Below are 26,054 nucleotides of genomic sequence, written 5' to 3'. Positions count from 1 at the left end.
GAAGAGTTGTAACCAGAGCGCCAAAAATTTAGAGCGCGGCAACTAAACGCAGAACCTGTCTTATTGCTCTTTTAGTTGTTCAAAATAATTCGGGTTGTATCGCGGCGGCAAATGCGCGAGGCGCCAGCAGCATAGTGAACTATGTGGCTGGTGCGAGGAAGCGCAGCCAACAACGAGACAACCTGAGGTATGAAGAACAAAGAGGGCAATGGGACAGGTTCCAGATAACTCAACGTATTAGATAGATAAGGAATACCCCCCATGTCAGAACGTTTCCAAAATGACGTGGATCCGATTGAAACTCGCGACTGGCTACAGGCGATCGAATCGGTAATCCGTGAAGAAGGTGTTGAGCGTGCTCAGTATCTGATTGACCAGCTGCTTTCCGAAGCCCGCAAAGGGGGCGTGAAAGTTGCCGCTGGTACCGGAGCTAGCAACTATGTCAACACTATTGCCGTTGAAGACGAACCGGAATACCCGGGTAATCTGGAGCTGGAACGTCGTATTCGCTCGGCAATTCGCTGGAACGCTATCATGACGGTTCTGCGCGCTTCCAAGAAAGACCTCGAACTGGGCGGCCACATGGCGTCCTTCCAGTCTTCCGCAACTGTCTACGAAGTGTGCTTTAACCATTTCTTCCGTGCAGCCAACGAGAAAGACGGCGGCGATCTGGTTTACTTCCAGGGCCACATCTCTCCGGGCATCTATGCACGTGCCTTCCTGGAAGGTCGTCTGACTGAAGAGCAGATGAACAACTTCCGTCAGGAAGTTCATGGCAAAGGCCTGTCTTCTTATCCGCACCCGAAACTGATGCCGGAATTCTGGCAGTTCCCGACCGTATCCATGGGTCTGGGCCCTATCGGTGCGATCTATCAGGCAAAATTCCTGAAATATCTGGAACACCGTGGCCTGAAAGATACCTCTGAGCAGACCGTTTACGCCTTCCTGGGCGACGGTGAAATGGACGAACCGGAATCTAAAGGCGCGATCACCATCGCTACCCGTGAGAAGCTGGACAACCTGTGCTTCATCATCAACTGTAACCTGCAGCGTCTTGATGGCCCGGTAACCGGTAACGGCAAGATCATCAACGAACTGGAAGGCATCTTCGCAGGTGCTGGCTGGAACGTGATCAAAGTGATGTGGGGCGGTCGTTGGGATGAGCTGCTGCGTAAAGATACCAGCGGTAAACTGATTCAACTGATGAACGAAACCGTTGACGGCGACTATCAGACCTTTAAATCCAAAGACGGCGCCTACGTCCGTGAGCATTTCTTCGGTAAATACCCGGAAACTGCTGCACTGGTTGCCGACTGGACTGACGAGCAGATCTGGGCCCTGAACCGTGGTGGTCACGATCCGAAGAAAGTCTACGCTGCACTGAAAAAAGCGCGTGAAACCAAAGGTAAAGCGACTGTAATCCTGGCCCACACCATCAAAGGTTACGGCATGGGCGATACCGCTGAAGGTAAAAACATCGCGCACCAGGTTAAGAAAATGAACATGGACGGCGTGCGTTATATCCGCGACCGTTTCAACGTTCCAGTAACCGATGAGCAGGTTGAAAACCTGTCTTACCTGACCTTCCCGGAAGGTTCTGAAGAGTATAAGTACCTGCACGAACGTCGTCAGGCGCTGAAAGGCTACCTGCCTGCTCGTCAGCCTAAATTCACCGAGAAGCTGGAACTGCCTGCGCTGGAAGATTTCTCCCAACTGCTGGAAGAGCAGAATAAAGAGATTTCTACCACTATCGCCTTCGTTCGTGCCCTGAACGTGATGCTCAAGAACAAGTCGATCAAAGATCGTCTGGTTCCAATCATCGCTGACGAAGCACGTACCTTCGGTATGGAAGGTCTGTTCCGTCAGATTGGTATTTACAGCCCGAACGGCCAGCAGTACACCCCGCAGGACCGTGAGCAGGTTGCTTACTACAAAGAAGACGAAAAAGGTCAGATTCTGCAGGAAGGTATTAACGAGCTGGGCGCTGGCGCATCCTGGCTGGCTGCTGCGACCTCTTACAGCACCAACAACCTGCCGATGATCCCGTTCTACATCTATTACTCCATGTTCGGGTTCCAGCGTATCGGTGACCTGTGCTGGCAGGCTGGCGACCAACAGGCGCGCGGCTTCCTGGTAGGTGGTACTTCCGGTCGTACGACCCTGAACGGCGAAGGTCTGCAGCACGAAGATGGTCACAGCCACATTCAGTCTCTGACTATCCCGAACTGTATCTCTTACGATCCGTCCTACGCGTACGAAGTGGCGGTCATCATGCATGATGGTCTGACCCGTATGTACGGTGAAGCTCAAGAGAACGTGTACTACTACATCACCACGCTGAACGAAAACTACCATATGCCGGCAATGCCAGCAGGTGCCGAGGAAGGTATCCGTAAAGGTATCTACAAACTCGAAACTCTGGAAGGTAGCAAAGGTAAAGTTCAGCTGCTGGGCTCCGGTTCTATCCTGCGTCACGTGCGTGAAGCGGCACAGATCCTGGCGAAAGACTACGGCGTTGGTTCTGACGTTTATAGCGTCACTTCCTTCACTGAACTGGCGCGTGATGGCCAGGATTGTGAGCGCTGGAACATGCTGCACCCGCTGGAAACCCCGCGCGTTCCGTACATCGCTCAGGTGATGAACGATGCGCCGGCTGTGGCATCTACTGACTATATGAAACTGTTCGCAGAGCAGGTTCGTACTTATGTACCGGCTGATGATTACCGTGTACTGGGTACCGACGGCTTCGGCCGCTCTGACAGCCGTGAAAACCTGCGTCACCACTTCGAAGTTGATGCTTCTTATGTGGTTGTAGCAGCACTGGGCGAACTGGCTAAACGTGGCGAAATCGATAAGAAAGTGGTTGCGGAAGCAATTACCAAATTCAACATCGATGCAGAAAAAGTTAACCCGCGTCTGGCGTAAGAGGTAAAGAGATAATGGCTATCGAAATCAACGTACCGGACATCGGGGCTGATGAAGTTGAAATCACCGAGATCCTGGTCAAAGTGGGCGACAAAGTTGAAGCAGAACAGTCGCTGATCACCGTAGAAGGCGACAAAGCCTCTATGGAAGTCCCGTCTCCGCAGGCTGGCGTCGTCAAAGAAATTAAAGTTTCTGTTGGTGACAAAACCGAGACCGGCAAACTGATTATGATTTTCGATTCCGCCGACGGTGCAGCAGCCGCTGCACCTGCCAAGGCAGAAGAGAAGAAAGAAGCGGCTCCGGCAGCAGCACCTGCAGCCGCGAGTGCGAAAGAAGTTCACGTACCGGATATCGGCGGCGATGAAGTTGAAGTCACTGAAATCATGGTTAAACCAGGCGACACCGTTGCCGCTGAGCAATCTCTAATCACCGTTGAAGGCGATAAAGCCTCTATGGAAGTTCCGGCACCGTTCGCGGGCGTCGTGAAAGAGATCAAAATCAGCACTGGTGACAAAGTGTCTACCGGTTCCCTGATCATGGTCTTCGAAGTGGCGGGTGCTGCACCTGCTGCCGCGCCTGCACAGGCGGCGGCTCCGGCTCAGGCCGCGGCTCCTGCTGCTGCGGCTGGCGCAAAAGACGTTAACGTACCGGATATCGGCGGTGACGAAGTTGAAGTGACCGAAGTGATGGTGAAAGTGGGCGATAAAGTTGCCGCTGAGCAGTCACTGATCACCGTTGAAGGCGACAAGGCTTCCATGGAAGTGCCGGCGCCGTTCGCAGGTACCGTTAAAGAGATCAAAATCAGCACTGGCGACAAAGTGTCTACCGGCTCCCTGATCATGGTCTTCGAAGTGGAAGGCGCTGCGCCTGCGGCGGCTCCGGCTGCTGCAGCAGCCGCCGCTGCCCCGGCTCCGGCCGCTCAGGCTGCTAAACCTGCTGCTGCTCCTGCGGCGAAAGCAGAAGGCAAATCTGAGTTTGCTGAAAACGACGCTTATATTCACGCGACTCCGCTGATCCGCCGCCTGGCGCGCGAATTCGGTGTGAACCTGGCGAAAGTGAAGGGGACTGGCCGTAAAGGTCGTATCCTGCGCGAAGACGTTCAGACTTACGTGAAAGAGGCTATCAAGCGCGCAGAAGCTGCTCCTGCTGCTGCGACTGGTGGCGGTCTGCCTGGCATGCTGCCGTGGCCGAAAGTTGATTTCAGCAAGTTTGGTGAAATCGAAGAAGTGGAACTGGGTCGTATCCAGAAAATCTCTGGTGCTAACCTGAGCCGTAACTGGGTGATGATCCCGCACGTTACGCACTTCGACAAAACCGATATCACCGATCTGGAAGCGTTCCGTAAACAGCAGAACGCCGAAGCTGAGAAACGTAAACTGGACGTGAAATTCACCCCGGTTGTCTTCATCATGAAAGCCGTTGCTGCTGCGCTGGAACAGATGCCGCGCTTCAACAGCTCTCTGTCCGAAGACGGTCAGCGTCTGACCCTGAAAAAATATATCAACATCGGTGTTGCGGTTGATACCCCGAACGGTCTGGTTGTTCCGGTCTTTAAAGACGTGAACAAGAAGAGCATCACTGAGCTGTCTCGTGAGCTGACCGTGATCTCCAAAAAAGCGCGTGATGGCAAGCTGACTGCTGGCGAAATGCAGGGCGGTTGCTTCACCATCTCCAGCATCGGTGGCCTGGGCACAACCCACTTCGCCCCGATTGTTAACGCGCCGGAAGTGGCTATTTTGGGTGTCTCCAAGTCTGCGATGGAGCCGGTCTGGAACGGTAAAGAGTTCGTTCCGCGTCTGATGATGCCGATCTCTCTGTCCTTCGACCACCGCGTGATTGACGGTGCTGATGGTGCTCGCTTCATTACCATCATCAACAACATGCTGTCAGACATCCGTCGTCTGGTGATGTAATCGAAAAGCCGGCCTGACGGCCGGCTTTTTCCTTTTAACCTCATAATGTCTGTGAGGTTATTAGCGAAACGAGAATTCGTGAGCCGTTTGTTGTTTCAAAATTGTTAACATTTTTGTAAACTGCGGGCGGATAGAACGTCCCGGTGGATAAAGGGCGACAAGTACCTGACTGCCGGAAATCAATAAGAGGTCATGATGAGTACTGAAATCAAAACTCAGGTCGTGGTACTTGGGGCAGGCCCGGCAGGTTACTCTGCTGCCTTCCGTTGCGCTGATTTAGGTCTGGAAACCGTCATCGTAGAACGTTACAACACCCTCGGCGGTGTTTGTCTGAACGTCGGTTGTATCCCTTCTAAAGCGCTGCTGCACGTAGCGAAAGTTATTGAAGAAGCTAAAGCGCTGGCGACTCACGGTATCGTATTTGGTGAGCCGCAGACTGATATCGATAAAATCCGTACCTGGAAAGAGAAAGTTATCACTCAACTGACCGGCGGCCTGGCAGGCATGGCGAAAGGTCGTAAAGTTAAAGTGGTCAACGGTCTGGGTAAATTCACCGGTGCGAACACCCTGGAAGTTGAAGGCGAAAACGGCAAAACCGTGATCAATTTCGACAACGCTATCATCGCAGCGGGTTCCCGTCCGATCGAACTGCCGTTTATTCCGCATGAAGATCCGCGCGTATGGGACTCCACCGATGCACTGGAGCTGAAAACCGTTCCTAAACGTCTGCTGGTTATGGGCGGCGGTATCATCGGCCTGGAAATGGGTACCGTTTACCATGCGCTGGGTTCACAGATTGACGTGGTTGAAATGTTCGACCAGGTTATCCCGGCTGCCGATAAAGATATCGTGAAAGTCTTCACCAAACGCATCAGCCAGAAATTCAACCTGATGCTGGAAACCAAAGTGACTGCCGTTGAAGCGAAAGAAGACGGTATTTACGTTTCCATGGAAGGCAAAAAAGCGCCTGCCGAAGCACAGCGTTATGATGCAGTGCTGGTCGCTATCGGTCGTGTACCGAACGGTAAACTGCTGGACGCAGGCCAGGCGGGTGTTGAAGTTGACGAGCGTGGCTTTATCCGCGTTGACAAACAACTGCGTACCAACGTACCGCACATCTATGCTATCGGCGATATCGTCGGTCAGCCGATGCTGGCGCACAAAGGTGTTCATGAAGGTCACGTTGCTGCCGAAGTTATCGCTGGCAAAAAACACTACTTCGATCCGAAAGTTATCCCGTCTATCGCATACACCGAGCCAGAAGTTGCATGGGTTGGTCTGACTGAGAAAGAAGCGAAAGAGAAAGGCATCAGCTACGAAACCGCCACCTTCCCGTGGGCTGCTTCTGGCCGTGCTATTGCTTCTGACTGCGCAGACGGTATGACCAAACTGATTTTCGACAAAGAGACTCACCGCGTCATCGGTGGTGCGATTGTCGGTACCAACGGCGGCGAGCTGCTGGGTGAAATCGGTCTGGCTATCGAAATGGGCTGTGACGCAGAGGACATCGCGCTGACTATCCACGCGCACCCGACGCTGCACGAGTCTGTTGGCCTGGCTGCCGAAGTGTTCGAAGGTAGCATCACCGACCTGCCGAACCCGAAAGCGAAGAAAAAATAATTTCGCTTCATACTAAGCGCCTCTTCGGAGGCGTTTTTTTTGCCTGTCTTTCGCGAATAAATTCATAATTTCTCCATTTTGGTATAAATAATGCGCGCGATCTGCCGATGTATATAGTCCACACCTTATCGATGGGAGAGGGAGTTTCATCGTCATGATCACTGGCATCAACAACAAGACGTTTCTGACCACGCTGTCGCATCTGGCTTCCTCTGTCGGGAACTCCTCACCGACAGTAAAATCCAACGGCACGGCGCTGCCCGCTGCGGCATCTGCCTCTGCGAAGGTGATTTTTGGCAGTCAGACGGCAGAAATTGCCGCCGTGTACTCCATGTCGCCAACCAAAATCAGCGATGCTGCGAAAGCATCAACGCAAGCGGATAGTGCGCTTTCGGGCCTGATGCAACTTGGGTTGAGCAGTGAAGGCGTATCCTCGCTAAGCGGGCTGGGGGGGTTACTCCTCAGTAACTACGCCGATAATCAGGGCGATGTGAGTCAGGCGCTGACCAGCCTCGGGCTGGACACCAACACGAATTTCCCAACCAAATCTGCCGTGTCGCTGAATATCACGACGCAATCGGGTTCTGTTGTACATCTGAATCTGACGCGTCAGAGTGATGGTATTGCGGTAGAGCTCACGACCGAAGGCGGCAAAGCCAGCGATGAGGAAGCGGCAGAAATCGCAAAATTGGGAAATGCCTTCCAGTCTGCGCTTAACGGTCTGAGCGAGAAGCCTCCGAGAATGGACGTTTCCGGCCTGACGCAGTTTGACAGCTCACTCATCAAATCCGTCGATCTGAAAACTGACCTCAGCCGTGGCGATCTGTCGCAGCAATCCCTTAACTTCCATGCTGACGATAAAGAACGCTGGATTGGTTATCAGGACAATAATTTCTCGCTGAAAATGACCAGCGATACGTCTAATCCGTCTCTGGTGGGCACTGCGGCTGAACAACAGGCGGCATTAAACGCCTGGGATAGCAAGTTTGATAAAGCGCGTCGTGATGGTCATGGCGATAGCGATCAAATGGCGATGCTTAAGACTGCGTTCCATGCGTTGAATAAGACGCAGCCAAAAGAGAGCAGCAAGGCGAGCTCACCGAGCGCTATCCAGATGGGCGGTGACGGCAAGGTACAGGTCCGTGGTCTGAGTGATTTCTCCCTGTCGCTGACAGAAACGGAGAAAGCCATCAACCCGTATCGTATGGATGAGAAAGAGAGCTTCGCGTACCAGGCATCGCAATCGACACAAGAGAGTACGTCGCATGATGGTTCGCTAAGCGTTAAGCAGACGCTGCATACGCATCTGACCGCGTCCTGGTATCAGGCGCTGGATCCGGCCACGCCGCTTTCACTTAACTCGAGCAAAAATTCACAGAATTATCTGTACCATACGGTGGATAATGAAGAAACCAACGCCACCACCTTCAATTACAATGCGAAAGGCCTCCTCACCAGTATTGGTAACCATACGCAGGTGAATAATGTCGAAACGGTGCGTAAGTATGTTTTGGGCGAACTGGTGGATAAAACCATCACCCCAGAAAAGTATGAGCGCAACAACTTACTCTCTATGTCAAAAGACAAGTAACGTTTCTTCTGATACGGCCCTGCGGGGCCGTATTGCGTGGTTTCTACCGTTTTTTCTCTGTCTTTAAAAGACGATTTCCTCTGCTTTATCCTGCCCTTAACGATTCAGCCAATTTTTAATGTTGCTTTTTTGTAAACAGATTAACACCCCCTGAAAATCCTGCTATCCTGCCCGTTGCGGTATTGCGGATTTACCCTACAAACTGCTGTCTCACAGGAGCGTGAAGAGAATCGCCTGCCGCATTATGACAATGAGAGCGAGGAGAACCGTCGTGCTAGTAGAATACCGTAAGCACGTAGCCGAACGTGCCGCTGAGGGAATTGCGCCAAAACCGCTAGATGCAACCCAGATGGCAGCACTTGTTGAGCTGCTGAAAAACCCGCCTGCTGGCGAAGAAGATTTCCTGTTAGACCTCCTGACCAACCGTGTCCCGCCGGGCGTTGATGAAGCTGCCTATGTAAAAGCGGGTTTCCTTGCTGCGATTACCAAAGGTGAAGCCACTTCTCCGCTGGTTACCCCGGAAAAAGCCATCGAATTGCTGGGTACCATGCAGGGTGGTTACAACATTCATCCGCTGATTGACGCGCTGGATAACGACAAACTGGCGCCCGGTGCTGCGAAAGCGCTCTCCCACACCCTGCTGATGTTCGATAATTTCTACGACGTAGAAGAAAAAGCGAAGGCGGGCAATGCATACGCGCAGCAGGTACTGAAATCCTGGGCCGATGCTGAGTGGTTCCTGAGCCGTCCGGCGCTGGCGGAAAAAATTACCGTTACCGTCTTCAAAGTGACCGGTGAAACCAACACCGATGACCTGTCTCCGGCACCGGATGCCTGGTCGCGCCCGGATATCCCGCTGCATGCACTGGCGATGCTGAAAAACGCCCGTGAAGGTATCGAGCCGGATCAGCCAGGCGCTGTCGGCCCGATCAAACAGATCGAAGCCCTGCAACAGAAAGGTTTCCCGCTGGCCTATGTCGGTGACGTTGTGGGTACCGGTTCTTCCCGTAAGTCCGCCACCAACTCCGTGCTGTGGTTTATGGGGGATGACATCCCTCATGTGCCGAACAAACGCGGCGGTGGCCTGGTGCTGGGCGGTAAAATTGCGCCGATCTTCTTCAACACGATGGAAGATGCGGGCGCACTGCCGATTGAAGTGGACGTGAATAACCTGAATATGGGGGACGTGATCGACGTTTACCCGTTCAAGGGTGAAGTTCGCAACCATGACACCAACGAACTGCTGGCCACTTTCGAACTGAAAACCGACGTGCTGATCGACGAAGTGCGCGCCGGTGGCCGTATTCCGCTGATCATCGGCCGTGGTTTGACGACCAAAGCGCGTGAAGCGCTGGGTCTGCCGCACAGCGATGTCTTCCGTCAGGCGAAAGACGTGGCGGAAAGCAGCCGCGGTTATTCACTGGCACAGAAAATGGTCGGTCGCGCCTGCGGCGTTGCGGGTATCCGTCCGGGTGCTTACTGCGAGCCGAAGATGACCTCTGTAGGTTCTCAGGATACCACCGGTCCGATGACCCGTGATGAACTGAAAGACCTGGCGTGCCTGGGCTTCTCTGCCGACCTGGTGATGCAGTCCTTCTGCCACACCGCGGCGTATCCGAAGCCGGTTGACGTGACCACGCACCACACGCTGCCGGACTTCATTATGAACCGTGGCGGTGTATCGCTGCGTCCGGGCGATGGCGTTATCCACTCCTGGCTGAACCGTATGCTGCTGCCCGATACCGTAGGTACCGGTGGTGACTCCCATACCCGTTTCCCGATCGGCATCTCCTTCCCGGCAGGTTCTGGCCTGGTGGCGTTTGCTGCGGCGACTGGCGTGATGCCACTCGACATGCCGGAATCTGTTCTGGTGCGCTTTAAGGGCAAAATGCAGCCGGGCATCACCCTGCGTGACCTCGTGCATGCGATTCCGCTGTACGCCATCAAACAGGGCCTGCTGACCGTTGAGAAGAAAGGCAAGAAAAACATCTTCTCTGGCCGTATCCTGGAGATTGAAGGTCTGCCGGATCTGAAAGTTGAGCAGGCATTTGAGCTGACCGATGCCTCTGCTGAACGTTCTGCTGCGGGCTGTACCATCAAGCTGAACAAAGACCCGATCATCGAGTACCTGAACTCCAACATCGTTCTGCTCAAGTGGATGATCGCAGAAGGCTACGGCGATCGTCGTACGCTGGAACGTCGCATTCAGGGTATGGAAAAATGGCTGGCGGATCCGCAACTGCTCGAAGCCGATGCGGATGCAGAGTACGCGGCCGTGATCGACATCGATCTGGCAGAAATCAAAGAGCCGATTCTCTGTGCGCCGAACGATCCGGATGACGCACGTCTGCTTTCTGATGTTCAGGGCGCGCAGATCGATGAAGTCTTTATCGGTTCCTGCATGACCAACATCGGTCACTTCCGTGCTGCCGGTAAACTGCTGGATGCCCACAAAGGCCAGTTGCCGACCCGCCTGTGGGTTGCGCCGCCGACCCGTATGGATGCCGCGCAGTTGACCGAAGAGGGCTACTACAGCGTGTTTGGTAAGAGCGGTGCGCGTATTGAGATCCCGGGTTGCTCCCTGTGTATGGGTAACCAGGCGCGCGTAGCGGACGGCGCGACGGTGGTCTCCACCTCGACCCGTAACTTCCCGAACCGTTTAGGTACCGGTGCAAATGTTTATCTGGCGTCTGCTGAACTGGCGGCGGTGGCTTCTCTGCTTGGCAAACTGCCGACGCCGGAAGAGTACCAGACCTATATTGCTCAGGTTGATAAGACGGCGGTGGATACCTACCGTTATCTGAACTTCGACCAGTTGAACCAGTATACGGACAAAGCTGACGGCGTGATTTTCCAGACAGCGGTGTAAGGGGTTCCCCTCACCCTAACTCTCTTCCTAAAAAGTGAAGAGACTGTCCAGACCACCCTTTCCCTGTGGGAGAGGGGCTGGGGGTGAGGGCATCAGACCGCACCATATTCCAAAGCGGAGATCTTCTCCGCTTTTTATTGCTTCCTTCCCGCCGTTACGCTTTTTTTCTTCCGTTGTGCTGCGATAATTACCTTATGGGCTGACGATAAGCCTGCATGAGGAAGAGATTATGGATTACGAATTTTTGCGTGATATTACCGGTGGGGTAAAGGTACGCATGTCGATGGGCCACGAAGCTGTCGGGCACTGGTTTAATGAAGAAGTGAAAGATAACCTGGCCCTGCTTGATGAAGTGGAACAGGCGGCGCATACCGTGAAAGGCAGCGAGCGTTCCTGGCAGCGCGCCGGGCATGAATATACGTTGTGGATGGATGGCGAAGAGGTCATGGTACGCGCCAACCAACTGGAATTCTCAGGTGATGAGATGGAAGAAGGGATGAGCTATTACGACGAAGAGAGTCTGTCGATGTGCGGCGTGGAAGACTTTCTCAATGTGGTAGCGGCATACCGCGAATTCCTTAAACAGCGTTAATTTTCCCCCTTGTTTCACCGGGGCCGGTCTTCCGCAATGTCGGGAACCGGCGCTCTGTCCTTACAAATGCGCGTAGTGAAAAACCTCAGCTGTTTTTCATATTTCCCTTTGTCGAATTTTTACGCTGGAATGGTCTTCCGGACACCTTACGGAGACTGAGATGAAAGCGTTTATTTCCCGTTATTTTTTGCGCAGTTCAGCGCGCGCTCAGCGCCATGATGCGGAACATAACAGCAGACGAATGATGGAATCGCTGCTCGCCGTTGCCAGCCTGTACGGTGTTGATGTCGCCAACGTGGACGTGGAATGGTTCCATGACCAAACAACACGCTGAACATCGCGCGACCCGCGAAACCTACTGGAATGAGCGATGCGCTCTGGCAAACAGACCGGAGCATCCTTGCTCCGTTGTAGATCACACGGCCGGAATGTTGCGACCGTAGTAAATCTCACGCATCTCTTTCCATAAGGCTTCTGTAATCTCTTTGCGTTCCTGCGCGGTCAGCTCTTCTGGCCTGGTATGGAACATGTAGTGCTTAAGATCGAATTCTTTAAGCAACATCTTGGTGTGGAAAATGTTTTCCTGGTAAACATTCACATCCACCATGTCATACAGCGACTTCATATCCTCTGACATAAAATTCTGAATGGAATTGATCTCGTGATCGATAAAGTGCTTCATGCCGTTCACGTCACGGGTAAAGCCACGCACGCGATAATCGATCGTCACAATGTCCGACTCAAGCTGGTGAATCAGATAATTCAGCGCTTTCAACGGCGAAATCACCCCACAGGTCGACACTTCTATATCCGCGCGGAAAGTGCACAGCCCGCCTTCCGGATGGCTTTCCGGATAGGTATGCACACAGATATGGCTCTTATCGAGATGGGCGACCACGGCTTCCGGTAGCGGGCCCGGGTGCTCGGTTTTATCTATAAGCTGCGGGTCGACCGGTTCTTCGCTGACCAGGATAGTCACGCTCGCACCCTGCGGCTCATAATCCTGACGGGCGATATTAAGAATATTGGCGCCAATGATATTGCAGGTTTCCGTCAGGATTTCTGTCAGACGATTGGCGTTATAGAGTTCATCGATATAAGCGATATACCCGTCACGCTCTGCTTCCGTCTTGGCATAGCAGATATCGTAAATACAAAAACTCAGGCTCTTGGTCAGGTTGTTAAAGCCATGCAGTTTGAGTTTTTTCAATTTCGTATCTCTCCTTAGGACGACTGTGAAGAGAGTGCGTCTTGCAGATATTGTGGCAGAGCAAATGCCGCCGTATGAATGGCCGGATTGTAATAACGGCACGTCAGGCCTGCATTGTGGAAACGCGCCTGAATAATTTCGCTGGAAAGGTGACGTAGCGCTTCATTATCCGTCGCCCAGGCAAAAGTCATAATGCCACCGTAATAGGTGGGAATGGCAGCCTGGTAAAAACCGACATCGGCAAAGTAATGACCGAGCTTACGGTGGCTGTCCAGCGCTTCATCCTGTTGCAAGAAGCAGACGCCATTCTGTGCCACAAAGATCCCGCCGGGATTCAGGCAACGTTTGCAGCCTTCGTAAAACGCCGAGGTAAACAGACTTTCGCCGGGACCGACCGGATCGGTACAGTCGGAAATGATCACGTCAAACGTTTGTGTGGTTTGCGTTACAAAGTTTACGCCATCATCGATAACCAGCTGGAAACGGGGATCATCGTAAGCGCCAGCGTTGTGTTTTGGCAGGTACTGACGACAGAAAGAGACGACGCCGGCATCAATTTCGACCATGGTAATGGTCTCGATGTTTTTATGGCGGCTGACTTCACGCAGCATAGCGCCATCACCGCCGCCGATAATCAACACATGTTTCGCGCGGCCATGGGCGAGCAGCGGAACGTGAGTCATCATTTCATGATAGATAAATTCGTCGCGTTCGGTGGTTTGCACCACGCCATCGAGCGCCATTACGCGGCCAAAAGCGGCGTTTTCGAAAATGATGAGGTCCTGGTGCCCGGTTTTCTCGTGGTACAGCACCTTATCAACGGCAAAGTATTGCCCAAACTGATCGTGCAGCGTTTCGTGCCACAACGTGTTATCGGCCATAGGTTGCTCCTTTGTTAACACCTGCTCAAAACAGGCGCAACATCATAGCTAACTCTGACCGTGGATGCACGGTCAGCGTCCCTCGCTGGAAATAACTTATTTCACGTAGGCGAGCAGGCTGAGCGAATCTCGTGCCAGCGCTTTGCATTTTTTGGCGGTAGGAATGCGGATGCCGCTCAGGTCGCGATAGCTTGCTTCACCGAGCGATTTCATATCCCAGGAGTCGTAATTGCTCAGATCCCACTTGTTCTGCTGTGCGAAGAAAACCAGCGCCCGGCGAATCTGACCATTAGGTAAGTTATTATAACCGCAGTCATTTTTCAGAAAAACAAACACAGCCGTAAGGTCGGCCATATCTTCCGCTTCGGATTCATTCAGGGCGTAGCTATTAGCGGAGACAGCCAGCAGGCTGCCGAATAAAATTGTTCTGAAAAGCGTCTTCATTATTTCTACCACGGCATAACGGAAATTAAACGTTAGCACACTGTTGGCGAGGCGACGATATTTATTATTGTCCTATTACAGCCACTTTTCTTGACCTTCCGGCAAGGGGAGGGTTTATGCTCAAATTTCGGGCTGATAACCGTAAGGAAAGGGACATGCAACGTCGTGATTTTTTGAAATACTCTGCTGCGCTGAGCGTGGCGAGTGCACTGCCGCTCTGGAGTCGTTCTTTGCTGGCGGCGGAAAGGCCTGCGCTACCGATACCCCCGTTAGTGAGCGCCGATGCACAAAACCATATTCAACTTACGGTTCAGGCAGGGTCATCAATGTTTGCGGGCAAACAGGCGACAACCTGGGGTTATAACGGCAGCCTGCTGGGGCCGGCGATTCAATTGCGTCAGGGGAAAACCGTTAACGTAACCATTCGCAATGCGCTGGCGGAAGAGACAACCTTACACTGGCACGGTCTGGAAGTGCCGGGCGACGTTGACGGCGGGCCGCAGGGCGTGATTAAGCCCGGCGATAGCCGTACGGTCTCGTTTACCCCGGATCAGCCTGCATCAACCTGCTGGTTTCACCCCCATCAACATGGGAAAACCGGCCATCAGGTGGCGATGGGGCTGGCCGGGCTGTTACTGATTGAAGATGATAACAGCCGTAAGCTACGCCTGCCGCAACAGTGGGGCATTGATGATATTCCGGTCATCATGCAGGACAAACGTTTTACCGCTGACGGGCAGATTGACTATCAACTGGATGTGATGAGCGCGGCGGTTGGGTGGTTTGGCGATACGTTACTGACGAACGGTGCGGTTTATCCACAGCACGCGGCCCCCCGTGGCTGGCTGCGTTTACGCTTACTCAATGGTTGTAACGCTCGCTCGCTCAACGTGGCTGCCAGCGATAATCGCCCGCTGTATGTTATTGCCAGCGACGGTGGCTTGTTGAATGCGCCAGTGAAAGTCAGCGAGCTGGCCATGTTGCCGGGTGAGCGCTTTGAGGTGCTGGTGGAGACCCGGGATAATAAAGTCTTCGATCTGGTCACGTTGCCCGTACAGCAAATGGGTATGACGGTGGCGCCTTTTGATAAGCCCTATCCGCTGTTGCGTATTCAACCGGTGGTGGTAACGGCATCTGGTATTTTACCCGATACACTGGCGACGCTGCCCGGGCTGCCAGCGCTGGATGGATTAACACAGCGGACTTTGCAGCTCTCCATGGATCCCATGCTGGACATGATGGGGATGCAGGCTCTGCAGCAAAAATACGGCGATGCCGCAATGGCAGGGATGGGGATGCAACATGGCAATATGAACCATGGTCAGATGCAGATGAACCACGGCGGAATGAATCATGGCGGAATGAATCATGGCGACATGGGGCAGATGAATCACGGCGATGGCGGGATGGCGTTCCATAGCGCCAATCGAATCAACGGCAAGGCGTTCGATATGCAAGTGCCTGCGTTTGCCGCGCAGAAAGATACCTGGGAGCGCTGGGTCATTTCTGGGGAAGGCGATATGATGCTGCATCCGTTCCATATTCACGGCACACAGTTCCGCATTCTGTCAGAAAACGGTAAGCCGCCTGCCGCACATCGCGCAGGCTGGAAAGATATTGTCAGCGTTGAAGGGGCGAAAAGCGAAGTGTTGGTCCGCTTTGCGCATGATGCGCCGAAGGAGTATGCCTATATGGCACACTGCCATCTGCTTGAGCATGAAGATACGGGCATGATGCTTGGATTTACGGTGTAGGTTTACGGTAAAAAGTGTTACCCATGTTCCCGGTTCATACCGGGAGCAGACATTAAAAAAGGCAACTTGCGTTGCCTTTTTGCTTTTACATTGTGCGGTCTGAGGGGACGGTGCCTTACTTCTCGTCCGGCAGGGCGTAGGCAACGATATAGTCACCCATCTTCGTACCAAACGAACCGTGACCACCCGCAGAGATGACAACGTACTGCTTGCCATTCACTTCATAGGTCATCGGCGTTGCCTGGCCACCTGCTGGCAAACGGCCCTGCCACAGTTTCTCGCCGTTGCTCATATTGTACGCGCGCAGGTAATTATCTGCGGTTGCAGCAATGAACAGCACATTACCGGCAGTAGAGATTGGGCCGCCTAGCATCGGCATCCCCATATTGAACGGTACCGGAACGGGCATCGGGAACGGCATGCTGTCCTGCGGCGTACCAATACGTTTTTTCCACACTACCTGGTTGGTTTTCAAATCCAGCGCGGAAATATAACCCCATGCTGGCTGCTTACACGGCAGGCCAAACGGAGAGAGGAACGGATTCAGGGTTACGCCGAACGGCACGCCATACTGCGGCTGAATCCCCGCCTCTGTACCGCTACCTTTCGCATCTTTCGGCTGCTCCATCGGGTTGCCCGGACCGCGTGGGATCAGTTTAGAGACAAACGGCAGGGCCATCGGGTTGGCGATCGCGACCTGGCGGTTCGGATCAACGGAGATACCCCCCCATTCGAACATCCCCAGGTTACCCGGGAACACCAGTGTGCCTTGCTCAGATGGCGGAGTGAAGATGCCTTCATAGCGCAACTGATGGAACATCACGCGGCAGACCAGTTGGTCGAACATGGTCGCGCCCCACATATCCGCCCCGCTGAGATCTTTCTTCGGACGGAAGCTCAGATCTGAGAACGGCTGAGTTTTGGTGACGTAATCGCCTTTGGCCGCGCCCTGCGGAACCGGTTTTTCCGGTGCCGGGACAACCAGCTTACCGTTGCTGCGATCCAGCACGAAGATGTTGCCGGTTTTCGCTGGAGCGTAAATCACCGGAACCGTTTTGCCGTTAACCGTGATGTCTGCCAGCGTCGGCTGGGACGGCATATCCATATCCCACAGATCGTGGTGGACGGTCTGGTAACTCCACGCCAGTTTACCGGTTGTAGCGTTCAGCGCCACGATAGAGCTGGCATAGCGTTCCTGCTCCGGCGTGCGGTAGCCGCCCCAGATATCCGGGGTAGTCACACCCATTGGCAGATAGACCAGGTCCAGCTTCGCATCATAGGCGGCTGGCGCCCACGAGTTGGGCGAGTTGAACGTAAAGCTGTGTTGGTCAGACGGAATAGCGTTGGGATCTTTCGCGCCTGGATCAAAAGCCCAGAGCAACTTGCCGGTATTCACGTCAAAACCACGAATAACACCGGAGGTTTCACGGGTAGAGAAGTTGTCCGTTACCGAACCGGCAATCACAATCACCTTATCGGTGATGATCGGCGGTGAGGTAGGTTCATACAGACCTGGCGTGGTGTCCGGCATATTGGTCTGCAGATTCAGAATACCTTTGTTGGCAAAGGTTTCGCACAGTTTGCCGTTGTCGGCGTTGATGGCAAACAGGCGGCCATCGTTAACCGGCAGCATAATGCGACGCGGGCAATCCGCGACAACATCCGGGCTGGCGTTTTCTGCACGTGCTTCATGATAAGAAACACCGCGACAAGTGACATGCTGGAAGGACTGGTTGGCATTTAACTGCGGGTCAAAGTGCCATTTCTCTTTACCGGTCGAGGCGTCCAGAGCGAACAGGCGCTGGTGAGCGGTACACAGATAAAGCGTGTCACCCACTTTAATCGGCGTCACTTCGTTGGTCAGTTCACCCGGGTCTGTTGGCAGTTTCAGGTCTCCGGTACGAAACACCCAGGCTTCTTTCAGGTTCTTAACGTTATCCGCATTGATCTGTTTGAGCGGTGAAAAACGCTGACCTTCCTGGTTGCGGCCATAAGCTGGCCAGTCGCCGTCAGCAACCTGAGAAATCGGGGCAGCCGGCGTGGCATCCGCATTCAGCGTACCGTTCACTTCTTGCGGGTCATTAAAGCCCGCCCAGGTGAGAATGCCGCCGCTAATCAGCAGCGCAACCACCAGTGCGGCAACCGCACCACCGGAAGGGAAAATCAGTCTGCGCCAGACAAAAGGCAGAATAAGCCAGATACCGAAGAAGACCAGGATATCGCTGCGAGGCGTGAGCGCCCAAAAGTCGAAGCCCACTTCCCACACGCCCCAGATCATGGTCGCCAGCAGCAACGCGGCATACAGCCATAATGCTGACTGCTTACGCCGCCAGAGCAGTGCAGTGACGCCAAGCATTACCACCCCGGCAATAGGGTAGTACCAGGAACCACCAAGGGAGACCAGCCATACTCCGCCGATCAGTAAGTACAGTCCGCAGAATGCTGCGAACAGCGCGGTCAGTATCACAAGGATACCTGAGCGTTGCGTTTTTGTTTCAGCCATAAAAAGACACTCATCAAATTCATTAATGTTTTAGTAGCAACTAATTATAGGATTTAACAAGTGTGATCGTCATCACAAAATGAGCTTTATCGACAGATAAGCATCGGAAATGCGTTTGCTGGTATACTGCACGCCTTGCGCTTCAATAACCAAAGCAAAACGCGGGTTATTGAGTGATTTAGTATTTAAATCATATGGTTATTTAAAATGAAACATATTGTTGAAGCAAAAAACATCGTGTTTTCATGCTTTTGCATGGTTTCGTGATTTCACCTTTTTGATTTTTGTTATCAGTAAGATACGATGAAAGTTGTTCACATGCTTATGCGGTTTTTTTGACTGTAGCAACGAACGGTGTATCACTCGGTGTATCACTCGCAATTACGAACATAGGCAGGACGGGCTATGGTGGGCACTAACAAGCTAAGTGATAAAAAACTTAAAGCACTCCAGAACACGGAACGCGATGCGCCAGCAATGTTTGCTGATGGCGAAGGCCTGAGTGTTAAGGCTTCAAAGCAGGGACAATTAAGCTGGATATTTTCTTATCGGTTAGGTGGTCGAGGAAGCAAACTTGAGCGCATGACGCTTGGTCGCTATCCGGATATGTCGCTCAAATCTGCCAGGGAAAAACGCGAGCAGTGTCGCCAGTGGCTTGCTGGTGGACTGGATCCGAAAACAGAAATCGAACTGAGTATTCAGGAAACGCTTAAGCCGGTTACGGTTGAAGATGCGCTGGAATACTGGTTAGTAAACTACGCCAGGAAGAAGCGCAGCGATGAAGAACTGGCTCGAGCACAACTTCGTAAGCATATTTATCCCCGATTGGGTCGCTATCCTCTGGCCCGCTGTGATGACCTGCTCCCCGTTGATTAGTACACCCCGATGTTAGTAATGTCTTCATAAGCCACATGAGGACATCCCCATGAAGAAGCGTTTTTCCGACGAACAGATCATCAGTATTCTCCGCGAAGCCGAAGCTGGGGTACCCGCCCGTGAACTCTGCCGCAAGCATGCCATTTCCGATGCCACGTTTTACACCTGGCGTAAGAAGTATGGCGGTATGGAGGTGCCTGAAGTTAAGCGCCTGAAGTCGCTTGAGGAAGAGAACGCCAGACTCAAGAAGCTGCTTGCCGAAGCCATGCTGGATAAAGAGGCGCTTCAGGTGGCTCTTGGGCGAAAGTACTGACGACAGACCAGAAGCGGGAAGCCGTGATGTTGATGTGTGATGCGACCGGTCTGTCGCAACGTCGTGCCTGCAGGCTTACAGGTTTATCCCTGTCGACCTGCCGCTATGAGGCTCACCGTCCGGCTGCTGATGCGCATTTATCAGGGCGCATCACTGAGCTGGCACTGGAGCGCAGGCGTTTTGGCTACCGTCGTATTTGGCAGTTGCTGCGCCGTGAAGGGCTTCATGTTAATCATAAGCGCGTGTACCGGCTTTATCACCTCAGTGGCCTGGGCGTAAAACGCAGAAGACGTCGTAAAGGGCTGGCAACAGAACGTCTGCCGCTGCTCCGTCCGGCGGCGCCCAATCTGACCTGGTCGATGGATTTCGTCATGGACGCACTTTCCACCGGTCGCAGGATCAAGTGTCTTACCTGCGTCGATGATTTCACAAAGGAATGCCTGACGGTCACTGTTGCCTTTGGGATTTCAGGCGTTCAGGTCACGCGTATTCTGGACAGCATTGCACTGTTTCGAGGCTATCCGGCGACGATAAGAACTGACCAGGGGCCGGAGTTCACTTGCCGTGCACTGGATCAATGGGCCTTTGAGCATGGTGTTGAGTTGCGCTTAATCCAGCCGGGCAAGCCAACGCAGAACGGATTTATTGAGAGCTTTAACGGACGATTTCGCGATGAATGTTTGAATGAGCACTGGTTCAGCGATATCGTTCATGCCAGGAAAATTATTAATGACTGGCGGCAGGATTATAACGAATGCCGCCCGCACTCCACGCTGAATTATCAGACACCGTCTGAATTTGCAGCGGGCTGGAGAAAGGGTCATTCTGAGAATGAAGATTCCGACGTTACTAACTGAGTGTTGTATCTAATCGTGGGGGCAGGTCAGTGAAACCCGACATTGGGTGGTTTGTTTTGATGAGATAAACCAGACGAAACCTATGACCGCCGGACGCATGTTCCAGATCTGCAAACAGGCGCTGCGGTTCTGCAAGGTTCGCCGTTATGCGTCCAGTGATGCCCTGGCTATTCTCACTATTCAGGATGTGGGGCAGCCAGCAGGGCAACGTGATCGCGTTCTCTCTGATAGTGAACTGGCGGACGTGTGGCGATGTACCTTCACGGAGGACCAGAAACCATATTATTTGCGGCTGCTCAAATTGCTGGTGCTGTTTGGTGCCCGAACGATGGAAGTACGCCTTTCACGCTGGACTGAATGGGATTTTACTTCGTGGATCTGGACAGTACCCAAAGAGCACAGCAAAACCCGTGAGAAAATCGTGAGGTCAATCCCCGAAGCGATTCGCCCGTGGCTGGAAGAGTTAAAACGCGAAACGGCCAAAACGGGGTTATTGCTGGGTGAAGACCGTACCCGGCAGGCGGTATCACTGAAAGGGCGCAGGCTTTATAAAGACTTCCATCATAACGAGCCGTGGACATTGCATGATTTACGCCGCACGTTCTCCACAGGGCTGAACAATATGGGTATAGCACCGCATATAGTCGAGCTGCTGCTGGGCCATGCCTTGCCAGGCGTTATGGCGATTTATAACCGTAGTCTGTACTTGCCTGAGAAGTTGGACGCTTTGAATAAGTGGTATGACCGATTAGAACTTCTTGCAGGTAATCATCAAAATGTGGTTATTTTACCTGTAGTGAATAGAGATTAAACTGATATTGCGGGTCTAGGTCGGCCAACCGAAAAGCGGGAAACCCTACCCGTCTGGCTCGCAAGTTATTTAGGGGCGTTAAGGGTGGCGTCATGAATATTCCAATACCAGAATATTGTACTTTAGAGCGAGCATCAAAGTTAATTGGCTGTGAGATTGGCGACTTACTACATTTTGGTGAGATTGGTACGGTAACTATTTGTATTAAAGTACCTTCATCAACAAAGGCAATGGTTCATGTTTTCAAAAAAGATGAAGAAACCGTTTATGATATTGAAGCAGAGTGGTCTTCTCGCGGAAAATACTCTGAGTTTGTGACTGTTGATGAACCAATGGAACATGCAGAGGATTATGAGTATGAGTTTAGAATTCCTGCTTTTATCAGTGGCCTGTGGGGTATGTTGCGTTGTTCTGATTTTGGTCAACCATTTACACAAATTCCCTGTGAAGGTATGGTGGTCTTAACTGGTACTGACAGACCATTTCTTGCAATTCTAGATTTTCCCGGTTCGGAGTGGGGCGTTGATCAATTATTAAAAATACAACCGGAAGATATGTATATATTAGGTGCTGACATCGAAAAAATTATAAATTATGCAGGAAAGAGATTGCCTGATAGATCGGATGAACATATCGATAATATCAATGTTAAGCCCAATGGTGAATTATTGGTAAGACATGAAGATAAATTATCGACCAAAACAATAAATAGCCGTGCGCAATTTATCAAGTCACTTTTATACACAATGTACGATTCTGATGTTGCTGAAAATCCAAGGAAATACTTTGATAATCCAGATAGTGAGATAAGTGAGCTTTTTAAAGCAAAAGGAATAAAGGCTCCCAATGGCAGGACTGTGCAAGCTTGGTTAAGCATGGTTGATATTCCCTTCATTGAAGGAAAATCATAACTGGAAAATCCAGTAATTTTCCGGAAAATTCCAGCAGCGCATTTTTCTAGGCGTAACAATGGCCTCCACAAAACGCAGAAACAGTGGAGGCAACATGCCAAATATCATCTTTACCCCGCCAAATCCTGAGCAACGCCGCACCCTTCTGGAAGAGTACGGATTCAAGTTCGATCGCCGTATTCGTGAAGAAGAATGTAGCGAGATCACCAGTCTTTCCCGTTCCAGTCGCTGGAAGATGGAGCAGCAAGGCCGCTTTCCTCCGCGCTGTCATTTTGGTCGCAACAGCTGCGCCTGGCTTCTTTCAGATGTGCTCTGGTGGGTTCGCAATCCTCCGGCCGTGGAAAACGTCAATAACCCGTACAGCCGCAAAACGGCTTAACAGAAACCCAATGCAAATACTCGCAACTTCGTCGGATCAACGAAAATAAAATAATTTGCGAGGACTTGCGCTCGAATTATTGCAGCATACCTAACGCTGTCGCGGCGGCTCTGAATAAATAACTTATTGGAGCATTGGAAATGAACCAGAAAAAAATTACTGCCTTAACTGGCAGCGACCAGACTCAATCCAAACCCAGCCAGGAAGATAATGCTGATAACAACTTTGCAGCCCGTATTCCTGTAATCATGAGCAATATCGGCGGGAAAGAAATTCAGTCTGTAAGCGCTCGTAAACTGCATACGTTTCTGGCTGTAGGGCGGGACTTTACCAACTGGATCAAAGGGCGCATTAAGCAGTATGGGTTCGCCGAGGGGGTGGATTATGTGATTGTCGAATATTTGACCTCGCCAAAACGGGCGAGCTCAAAATCTCGCCAGCGTATTGAGCACGATTACATTCTCAGCCTGAATATGGGTAAAGAGCTTTCGATGGTCGAACGTAACGATCAGGGCAAGGCAGCTCGTCAGTATTTTATCGACTGTGAAGAACGTCTGCGCCGTGTCGCGCCAGAGGAACACGAGGCGGCATTGCTGGCCTGGCGTAAAAATCGTGTTGCTGCTTGTGAAGATCACAAAAGCATGGCCGACGCGATGAAGGGCTATATCGAACGCACCGGCGACAGGCAGCACGGCTTTGCCTACAGCAATGAATGCTCGTTCCTGAATAGCCTTGTGTTGGGTATGCACCCACGAGTGTGGGCGAAACAGAAAGAAATTCCAGTAAAGCAGGTGCGTGACCATATGAACGCCGATCAGCTGGCGCTGCTGGCTTATCTGGAAAGTCGCGATTGTGCTCTGCTGGATCTGGATACCCGGACGGCAATCCGCAAGACCAAACTCACCGAACTGGCGCAACGCTGGTTGGTTAAGCGTGTGGGAGGTGCTGCATGATCGCGCATAAAACAAAGGCGGCCATGCAGGGCCGCCCAAGTCATCACATCAAATCTAAACAGGATCAGCATACCAGGCCTTGCGCTGGTGGTCAAAGGATGAGCGTTCCTGTGATGTCAGGTGCGCGTATCTTTAAGCGCTGCGCAAATCCGACTATCTCAAAGCTAGTTGGATGCCTACCCAATATCGTTGTGCTGGTTTTGCACAACTCTTTAAGAGTTGCACGCTTGCGCTCCCCCAAACTGGAGCGCTCAAATATCCGTGTTGCTAATTTGCAACTCACTGCTGATATTTTAAGCGCGCCGTTGGCGCACACCCCTATCTCCCCAGTTCTGGGGAAATGTCGACGGTTGGGTTATGTCTACCGTTACCCGGATATTGGGTATCGATACGGGAATCCCCGTAACGCTCGGTGCCTAAGCTCGACAAATAGCTTTGGTCAAACGCCTGGTGTTGGGGATCGGACCTACATAAAAAGTGTAGGTCAACCATTAGGCTCTGCCTTGGCCTTTTTACGCTGCTCTGCTTTCAGCTTGCGACCGCAGGCATCCAGCACCCATGCAGAGAAATTAGCGCCTGAGTTTTCGGCTTTCTCTCGCTCTACGCTGGCGTCGATCTCTTCGATAATGTCATGTGGAAAGCGTATTTTTTTCGTCGCTGATTTTGCATTAACTGACTTTGTAGCCATAACTCTTCCTCAAATTGGTGTGGGAACACCATACATCAAAAAAGAGTACAAAAACAGCCTTGACGTGTGGCCGCACTATAAACTAGATTGGTGTGGCCGCACCTTGTTTTGCCGATGCGGAAATAGCGAAGCCCGGCAGTGCGCGAACACTAACCGGGCCTCTTACCACAAACCGTTAAGTGAGGTAACAGTTATGGCTGATATCCAGTCTATCCAAACTCGCCCTGAATTTACATGGCTATTCCTTGCCACTCCCAAGCATTACCCGGAGTGCTCTCCTGTCGTCCTGCGTTTTGATGCTGACACCGAAGAGGCTGCCCGTGATGCATTTCCCGGCTGGAACTTGGTCTTTGCCGCCAAAATCCGCGCTCATGCCCCTTGCCGTGTTGCCTTCTTCGATTACACCACACGCCGCGGGTGGGAGTTCGACAGTGCTGTCCTTCAGGAGGTGCGTCATGGCTAAGTACGCAATCCGGTACATCGGGGACAACAAAACCATTGAACATCATGAAGAGGCTTTACGTATCGCAGCATTAAGCGCAGCACAGGCGAAATTCATTTCTACGCTGCTGGTGTGTTATCCGAATCAGATAGAAAACGAATCTATGGTCACTCCCGTTTTTGCAACACCGATTTTGACGATAAGTTGGCTTGCTTGAATCTATCCGGCGTCTGAATGGGATTTTATTCCCGCGCCTCGATGAGTTCCGCGCCTGATGAACCTCCAGAAAATATACGGCTTCAGCGAGCCTTTCCGTTTTACAGGTTCCTCAACAGGCCGGTGGGCCGTTTGTATCATCAATATCAGTATTCGCAAAACCAGATGAATGATTGTTTAAACTGGTGTATTTCTGCCTTTATGCTTCGTAAGTTTGCTGTCGCGCCGTCAGTGCCCAGGCTATTCTGGCCAGCTTGTTTGCCAGAGCACAGGTGACGACAAAGTTGCTTTTCCGACACAACAACTCCCTGACCCAGTCGGCCAACTTGCCAGACTGGTGTTCCAGTTTTTGTATGAATACCCTGGCACACTGAACCAACAAAGTTCGGATCTTTTTGTTGCCCCGCTTGCTAATCCCTAACAATGTCGTCCGACCTCCCGTGCTGTACTGTCGGGGTACCAGCCCTGTTGCCGCCGCAAAGTCACGGCTGCTGGCGTACTGCTTCCCGTCGCCAATCTCAGTTGAAATAGTACTGGCAGTCAGCGTTCCAACGCAGGGAATACTCAGCAAGCGCTGTCCAACCTCATCTTCGTCCAACTTTCGTTTCAACTGAGATTCCAGATCTTTAATCTGCTCAACAAGATAGTGATAATGCTGTTGTAATTTCAGCAGTAACTGGCTGAGATAAAGAGGCAAACTACTGTCCTCAAGAAGGGTACTCAGTCGACTAATAACGGCAGCACCTCGCGGAACGCTGATACCAAATTCCAGCAGAAAAGCATGCATCTGATTAGTTGTTTTCACCTTATCCTGAACCAGGGATTCACGGACACGATGCAGAGCTCGCATTGCCTGCTGAGATTCGGTTCTGGGCTGCACGAAACGCATAGATGGACGTGATGCTGCTTCACAGATAGCTTCAGCATCAACGAAGTCATTTTTGTTGCTTTTAACGAATGGGCGGACAAATTGCGGTGATATCAGCTTTGGAAAATGCCCTAACTCTGCCAGCTTGCGTGCCATAAAGTGAGAACCGCCACAGGCTTCCATCGCGATGGTTGTTGCTGGGCATGTCGCCAGAAATTCGATTAGCTTTGGTCGGGTGAATTTTTTACGGTAAACGGCCTTCCCACGATGATCCTGACAATGAATATGGAAAGAGTTCTTACCCAGATCGATACCAATAAGCGCAATGTTTTCCATGATGGTTCTCCGAATGAAAGCCTGTCCTCAGCATAGTACTGGGAAGGAGGGAGTGACCATCTCATTAAATATCCGCGCTTGGACAGCTGTTTGAGAGTCTGG

Annotated in this window: 20 protein-coding genes and 2 pseudogenes; 16 read left to right on the top strand and 6 right to left on the bottom strand. The window is 52.1% G+C overall.

Features of this window, described 5'->3' with window-relative positions; genetic code table 11:
• The first annotated feature begins 261 nt into the window (after positions 1-261).
• The 7 genes from aceE to MRY16398_RS30710 all read left to right on the top strand — a co-directional run bounded on the left by aceE (position 262) and on the right by MRY16398_RS30710 (position 11,844).
• Positions 262-2,925 carry a pyruvate dehydrogenase (acetyl-transferring), homodimeric type gene (gene aceE, locus MRY16398_RS23995; RefSeq protein WP_039078391.1) on the top strand — a complete coding sequence of 888 codons (2,664 nt, stop codon included), beginning with the start codon at positions 262-264 and terminating at the stop codon, positions 2,923-2,925.
• Positions 2,926-2,939: 14 nt separating this feature from the next.
• Entirely contained in the window at positions 2,940-4,838 is a 1,899-nt protein-coding gene (aceF, locus tag MRY16398_RS23990; protein WP_125125323.1) for a pyruvate dehydrogenase complex dihydrolipoyllysine-residue acetyltransferase, read from the top strand.
• Between the two features lie 195 nt (positions 4,839-5,033).
• Positions 5,034-6,458, top strand: coding sequence for a dihydrolipoyl dehydrogenase (gene lpdA / locus MRY16398_RS23985; protein ID WP_039078471.1), 1,425 nt, complete (start codon positions 5,034-5,036; stop codon positions 6,456-6,458).
• A gap of 154 nt (positions 6,459-6,612) precedes the next feature.
• A complete protein-coding gene (locus tag MRY16398_RS23980) occupies positions 6,613-8,049 on the top strand; it encodes a hypothetical protein (protein WP_232034361.1) in 1,437 nt (478 codons plus the stop codon).
• A 271-nt stretch (positions 8,050-8,320) separates the two neighbouring features.
• Positions 8,321-10,918, top strand: coding sequence for a bifunctional aconitate hydratase 2/2-methylisocitrate dehydratase (gene acnB / locus MRY16398_RS23975; protein ID WP_107224042.1), 2,598 nt, complete (start codon positions 8,321-8,323; stop codon positions 10,916-10,918).
• Positions 10,919-11,147: 229 nt separating this feature from the next.
• The gene (yacL, locus tag MRY16398_RS23970; RefSeq protein WP_039078394.1) at positions 11,148-11,510 is read left to right on the top strand and encodes a protein YacL; all 363 of its coding nucleotides are present in this window, start codon (positions 11,148-11,150) and stop codon (positions 11,508-11,510) included.
• A 160-nt stretch (positions 11,511-11,670) separates the two neighbouring features.
• Entirely contained in the window at positions 11,671-11,844 is a 174-nt protein-coding gene (locus MRY16398_RS30710; protein ID WP_165159226.1) for a hypothetical protein, read from the top strand.
• Between the two features lie 81 nt (positions 11,845-11,925).
• Here the strand turns inward: MRY16398_RS30710 and speD are convergent, their stop codons facing one another.
• From speD to MRY16398_RS23955, 3 genes are all read right to left on the bottom strand, one after another.
• Positions 11,926-12,720, bottom strand: coding sequence for an adenosylmethionine decarboxylase (speD, locus tag MRY16398_RS23965; RefSeq protein WP_125125322.1), 795 nt, complete (start codon positions 12,718-12,720; stop codon positions 11,926-11,928).
• Between the two features lie 14 nt (positions 12,721-12,734).
• Entirely contained in the window at positions 12,735-13,601 is an 867-nt protein-coding gene (gene speE / locus MRY16398_RS23960; protein ID WP_039078396.1) for a polyamine aminopropyltransferase, read from the bottom strand.
• 96 nt (positions 13,602-13,697) lie between these two features.
• A complete protein-coding gene (locus MRY16398_RS23955; RefSeq protein WP_039078397.1) occupies positions 13,698-14,045 on the bottom strand; it encodes a YacC family pilotin-like protein in 348 nt (115 codons plus the stop codon).
• 155 nt (positions 14,046-14,200) lie between these two features.
• Here MRY16398_RS23955 and cueO point away from each other — a divergent pair, with 155 nt between their 5' ends.
• Positions 14,201-15,799, top strand: coding sequence for a multicopper oxidase CueO (cueO, locus tag MRY16398_RS23950; RefSeq protein ID WP_125125321.1), 1,599 nt, complete (start codon positions 14,201-14,203; stop codon positions 15,797-15,799).
• 115 nt (positions 15,800-15,914) lie between these two features.
• On the opposite strand, the gene MRY16398_RS23945 is transcribed toward cueO, so the two are convergent.
• Positions 15,915-18,302, bottom strand: coding sequence for a glucose/quinate/shikimate family membrane-bound PQQ-dependent dehydrogenase (locus MRY16398_RS23945; protein ID WP_039078399.1), 2,388 nt, complete (start codon positions 18,300-18,302; stop codon positions 15,915-15,917).
• A 405-nt stretch (positions 18,303-18,707) separates the two neighbouring features.
• On the opposite strand from MRY16398_RS23945, the pseudogene MRY16398_RS23940 reads away from it, so the two are divergent.
• The 6 genes and pseudogenes from MRY16398_RS23940 to MRY16398_RS23915 form a co-directional block, all read left to right on the top strand.
• Positions 18,708-19,157: pseudogene (locus MRY16398_RS23940) on the top strand (Arm DNA-binding domain-containing protein); the annotation flags it as partial.
• 70 nt (positions 19,158-19,227) lie between these two features.
• A protein-coding gene (locus MRY16398_RS23935; RefSeq protein WP_087451024.1) for an IS3-like element ISSen4 family transposase occupies positions 19,228-20,348 on the top strand; the annotation gives its coding sequence in 2 pieces (ribosomal slippage) (positions 19,228-19,486 and positions 19,486-20,348; 1,122 coding nt in all).
• A gap of 31 nt (positions 20,349-20,379) precedes the next feature.
• Positions 20,380-21,159 (top strand): annotated as a pseudogene (locus tag MRY16398_RS23930) (site-specific integrase); the annotation flags it as partial.
• 92 nt (positions 21,160-21,251) lie between these two features.
• Positions 21,252-22,070, top strand: a complete 819-nt coding sequence (locus MRY16398_RS23925) for a hypothetical protein (protein ID WP_125125320.1) — start codon at positions 21,252-21,254, stop codon at positions 22,068-22,070.
• Between the two features lie 94 nt (positions 22,071-22,164).
• On the top strand, positions 22,165-22,449 hold the full coding sequence (locus MRY16398_RS23920) for a helix-turn-helix transcriptional regulator (protein WP_125125319.1): 285 nt from the start codon (positions 22,165-22,167) through the stop codon (positions 22,447-22,449).
• A 140-nt stretch (positions 22,450-22,589) separates the two neighbouring features.
• Complete coding sequence (locus MRY16398_RS23915; RefSeq protein WP_125125318.1) at positions 22,590-23,402, top strand: antA/AntB antirepressor family protein; 813 nt, start codon at positions 22,590-22,592, stop codon at positions 23,400-23,402.
• Positions 23,403-23,886: 484 nt separating this feature from the next.
• Here MRY16398_RS23915 and MRY16398_RS23910 read toward each other — a convergent pair whose 3' ends face one another.
• A complete protein-coding gene (locus MRY16398_RS23910; protein ID WP_071194406.1) occupies positions 23,887-24,090 on the bottom strand; it encodes a YlcI/YnfO family protein in 204 nt (67 codons plus the stop codon).
• Positions 24,091-24,283: 193 nt separating this feature from the next.
• Here MRY16398_RS23910 and MRY16398_RS23905 point away from each other — a divergent pair, with 193 nt between their 5' ends.
• Together MRY16398_RS23905 and MRY16398_RS30465 are read left to right on the top strand one after the other, a co-directional pair.
• Positions 24,284-24,553, top strand: coding sequence for a host cell division inhibitor Icd-like protein (locus MRY16398_RS23905; protein ID WP_125125317.1), 270 nt, complete (start codon positions 24,284-24,286; stop codon positions 24,551-24,553).
• A complete protein-coding gene (locus MRY16398_RS30465; protein ID WP_145986170.1) occupies positions 24,546-24,749 on the top strand; it encodes a hypothetical protein in 204 nt (67 codons plus the stop codon). Before MRY16398_RS23905 ends, MRY16398_RS30465 begins: the two co-directional genes overlap by 8 nt.
• 198 nt (positions 24,750-24,947) lie before the next feature.
• Here the strand turns inward: MRY16398_RS30465 and MRY16398_RS23900 are convergent, their stop codons facing one another.
• Positions 24,948-25,952, bottom strand: a complete 1,005-nt coding sequence (locus MRY16398_RS23900; protein ID WP_000427614.1) for an IS110-like element IS5075 family transposase — start codon at positions 25,950-25,952, stop codon at positions 24,948-24,950.
• Positions 25,953-26,054 lie beyond the last annotated feature (102 nt).

It is taken from the genome of Phytobacter sp. MRY16-398, assembly GCF_003925915.1.
Classification (GTDB): Bacteria; Pseudomonadota; Gammaproteobacteria; order Enterobacterales; family Enterobacteriaceae; genus Phytobacter; species Phytobacter diazotrophicus.
The sequence above is the reverse complement of the archived record's forward strand: the minus strand, read 5'-3'. Positions and strand labels throughout refer to the sequence as shown.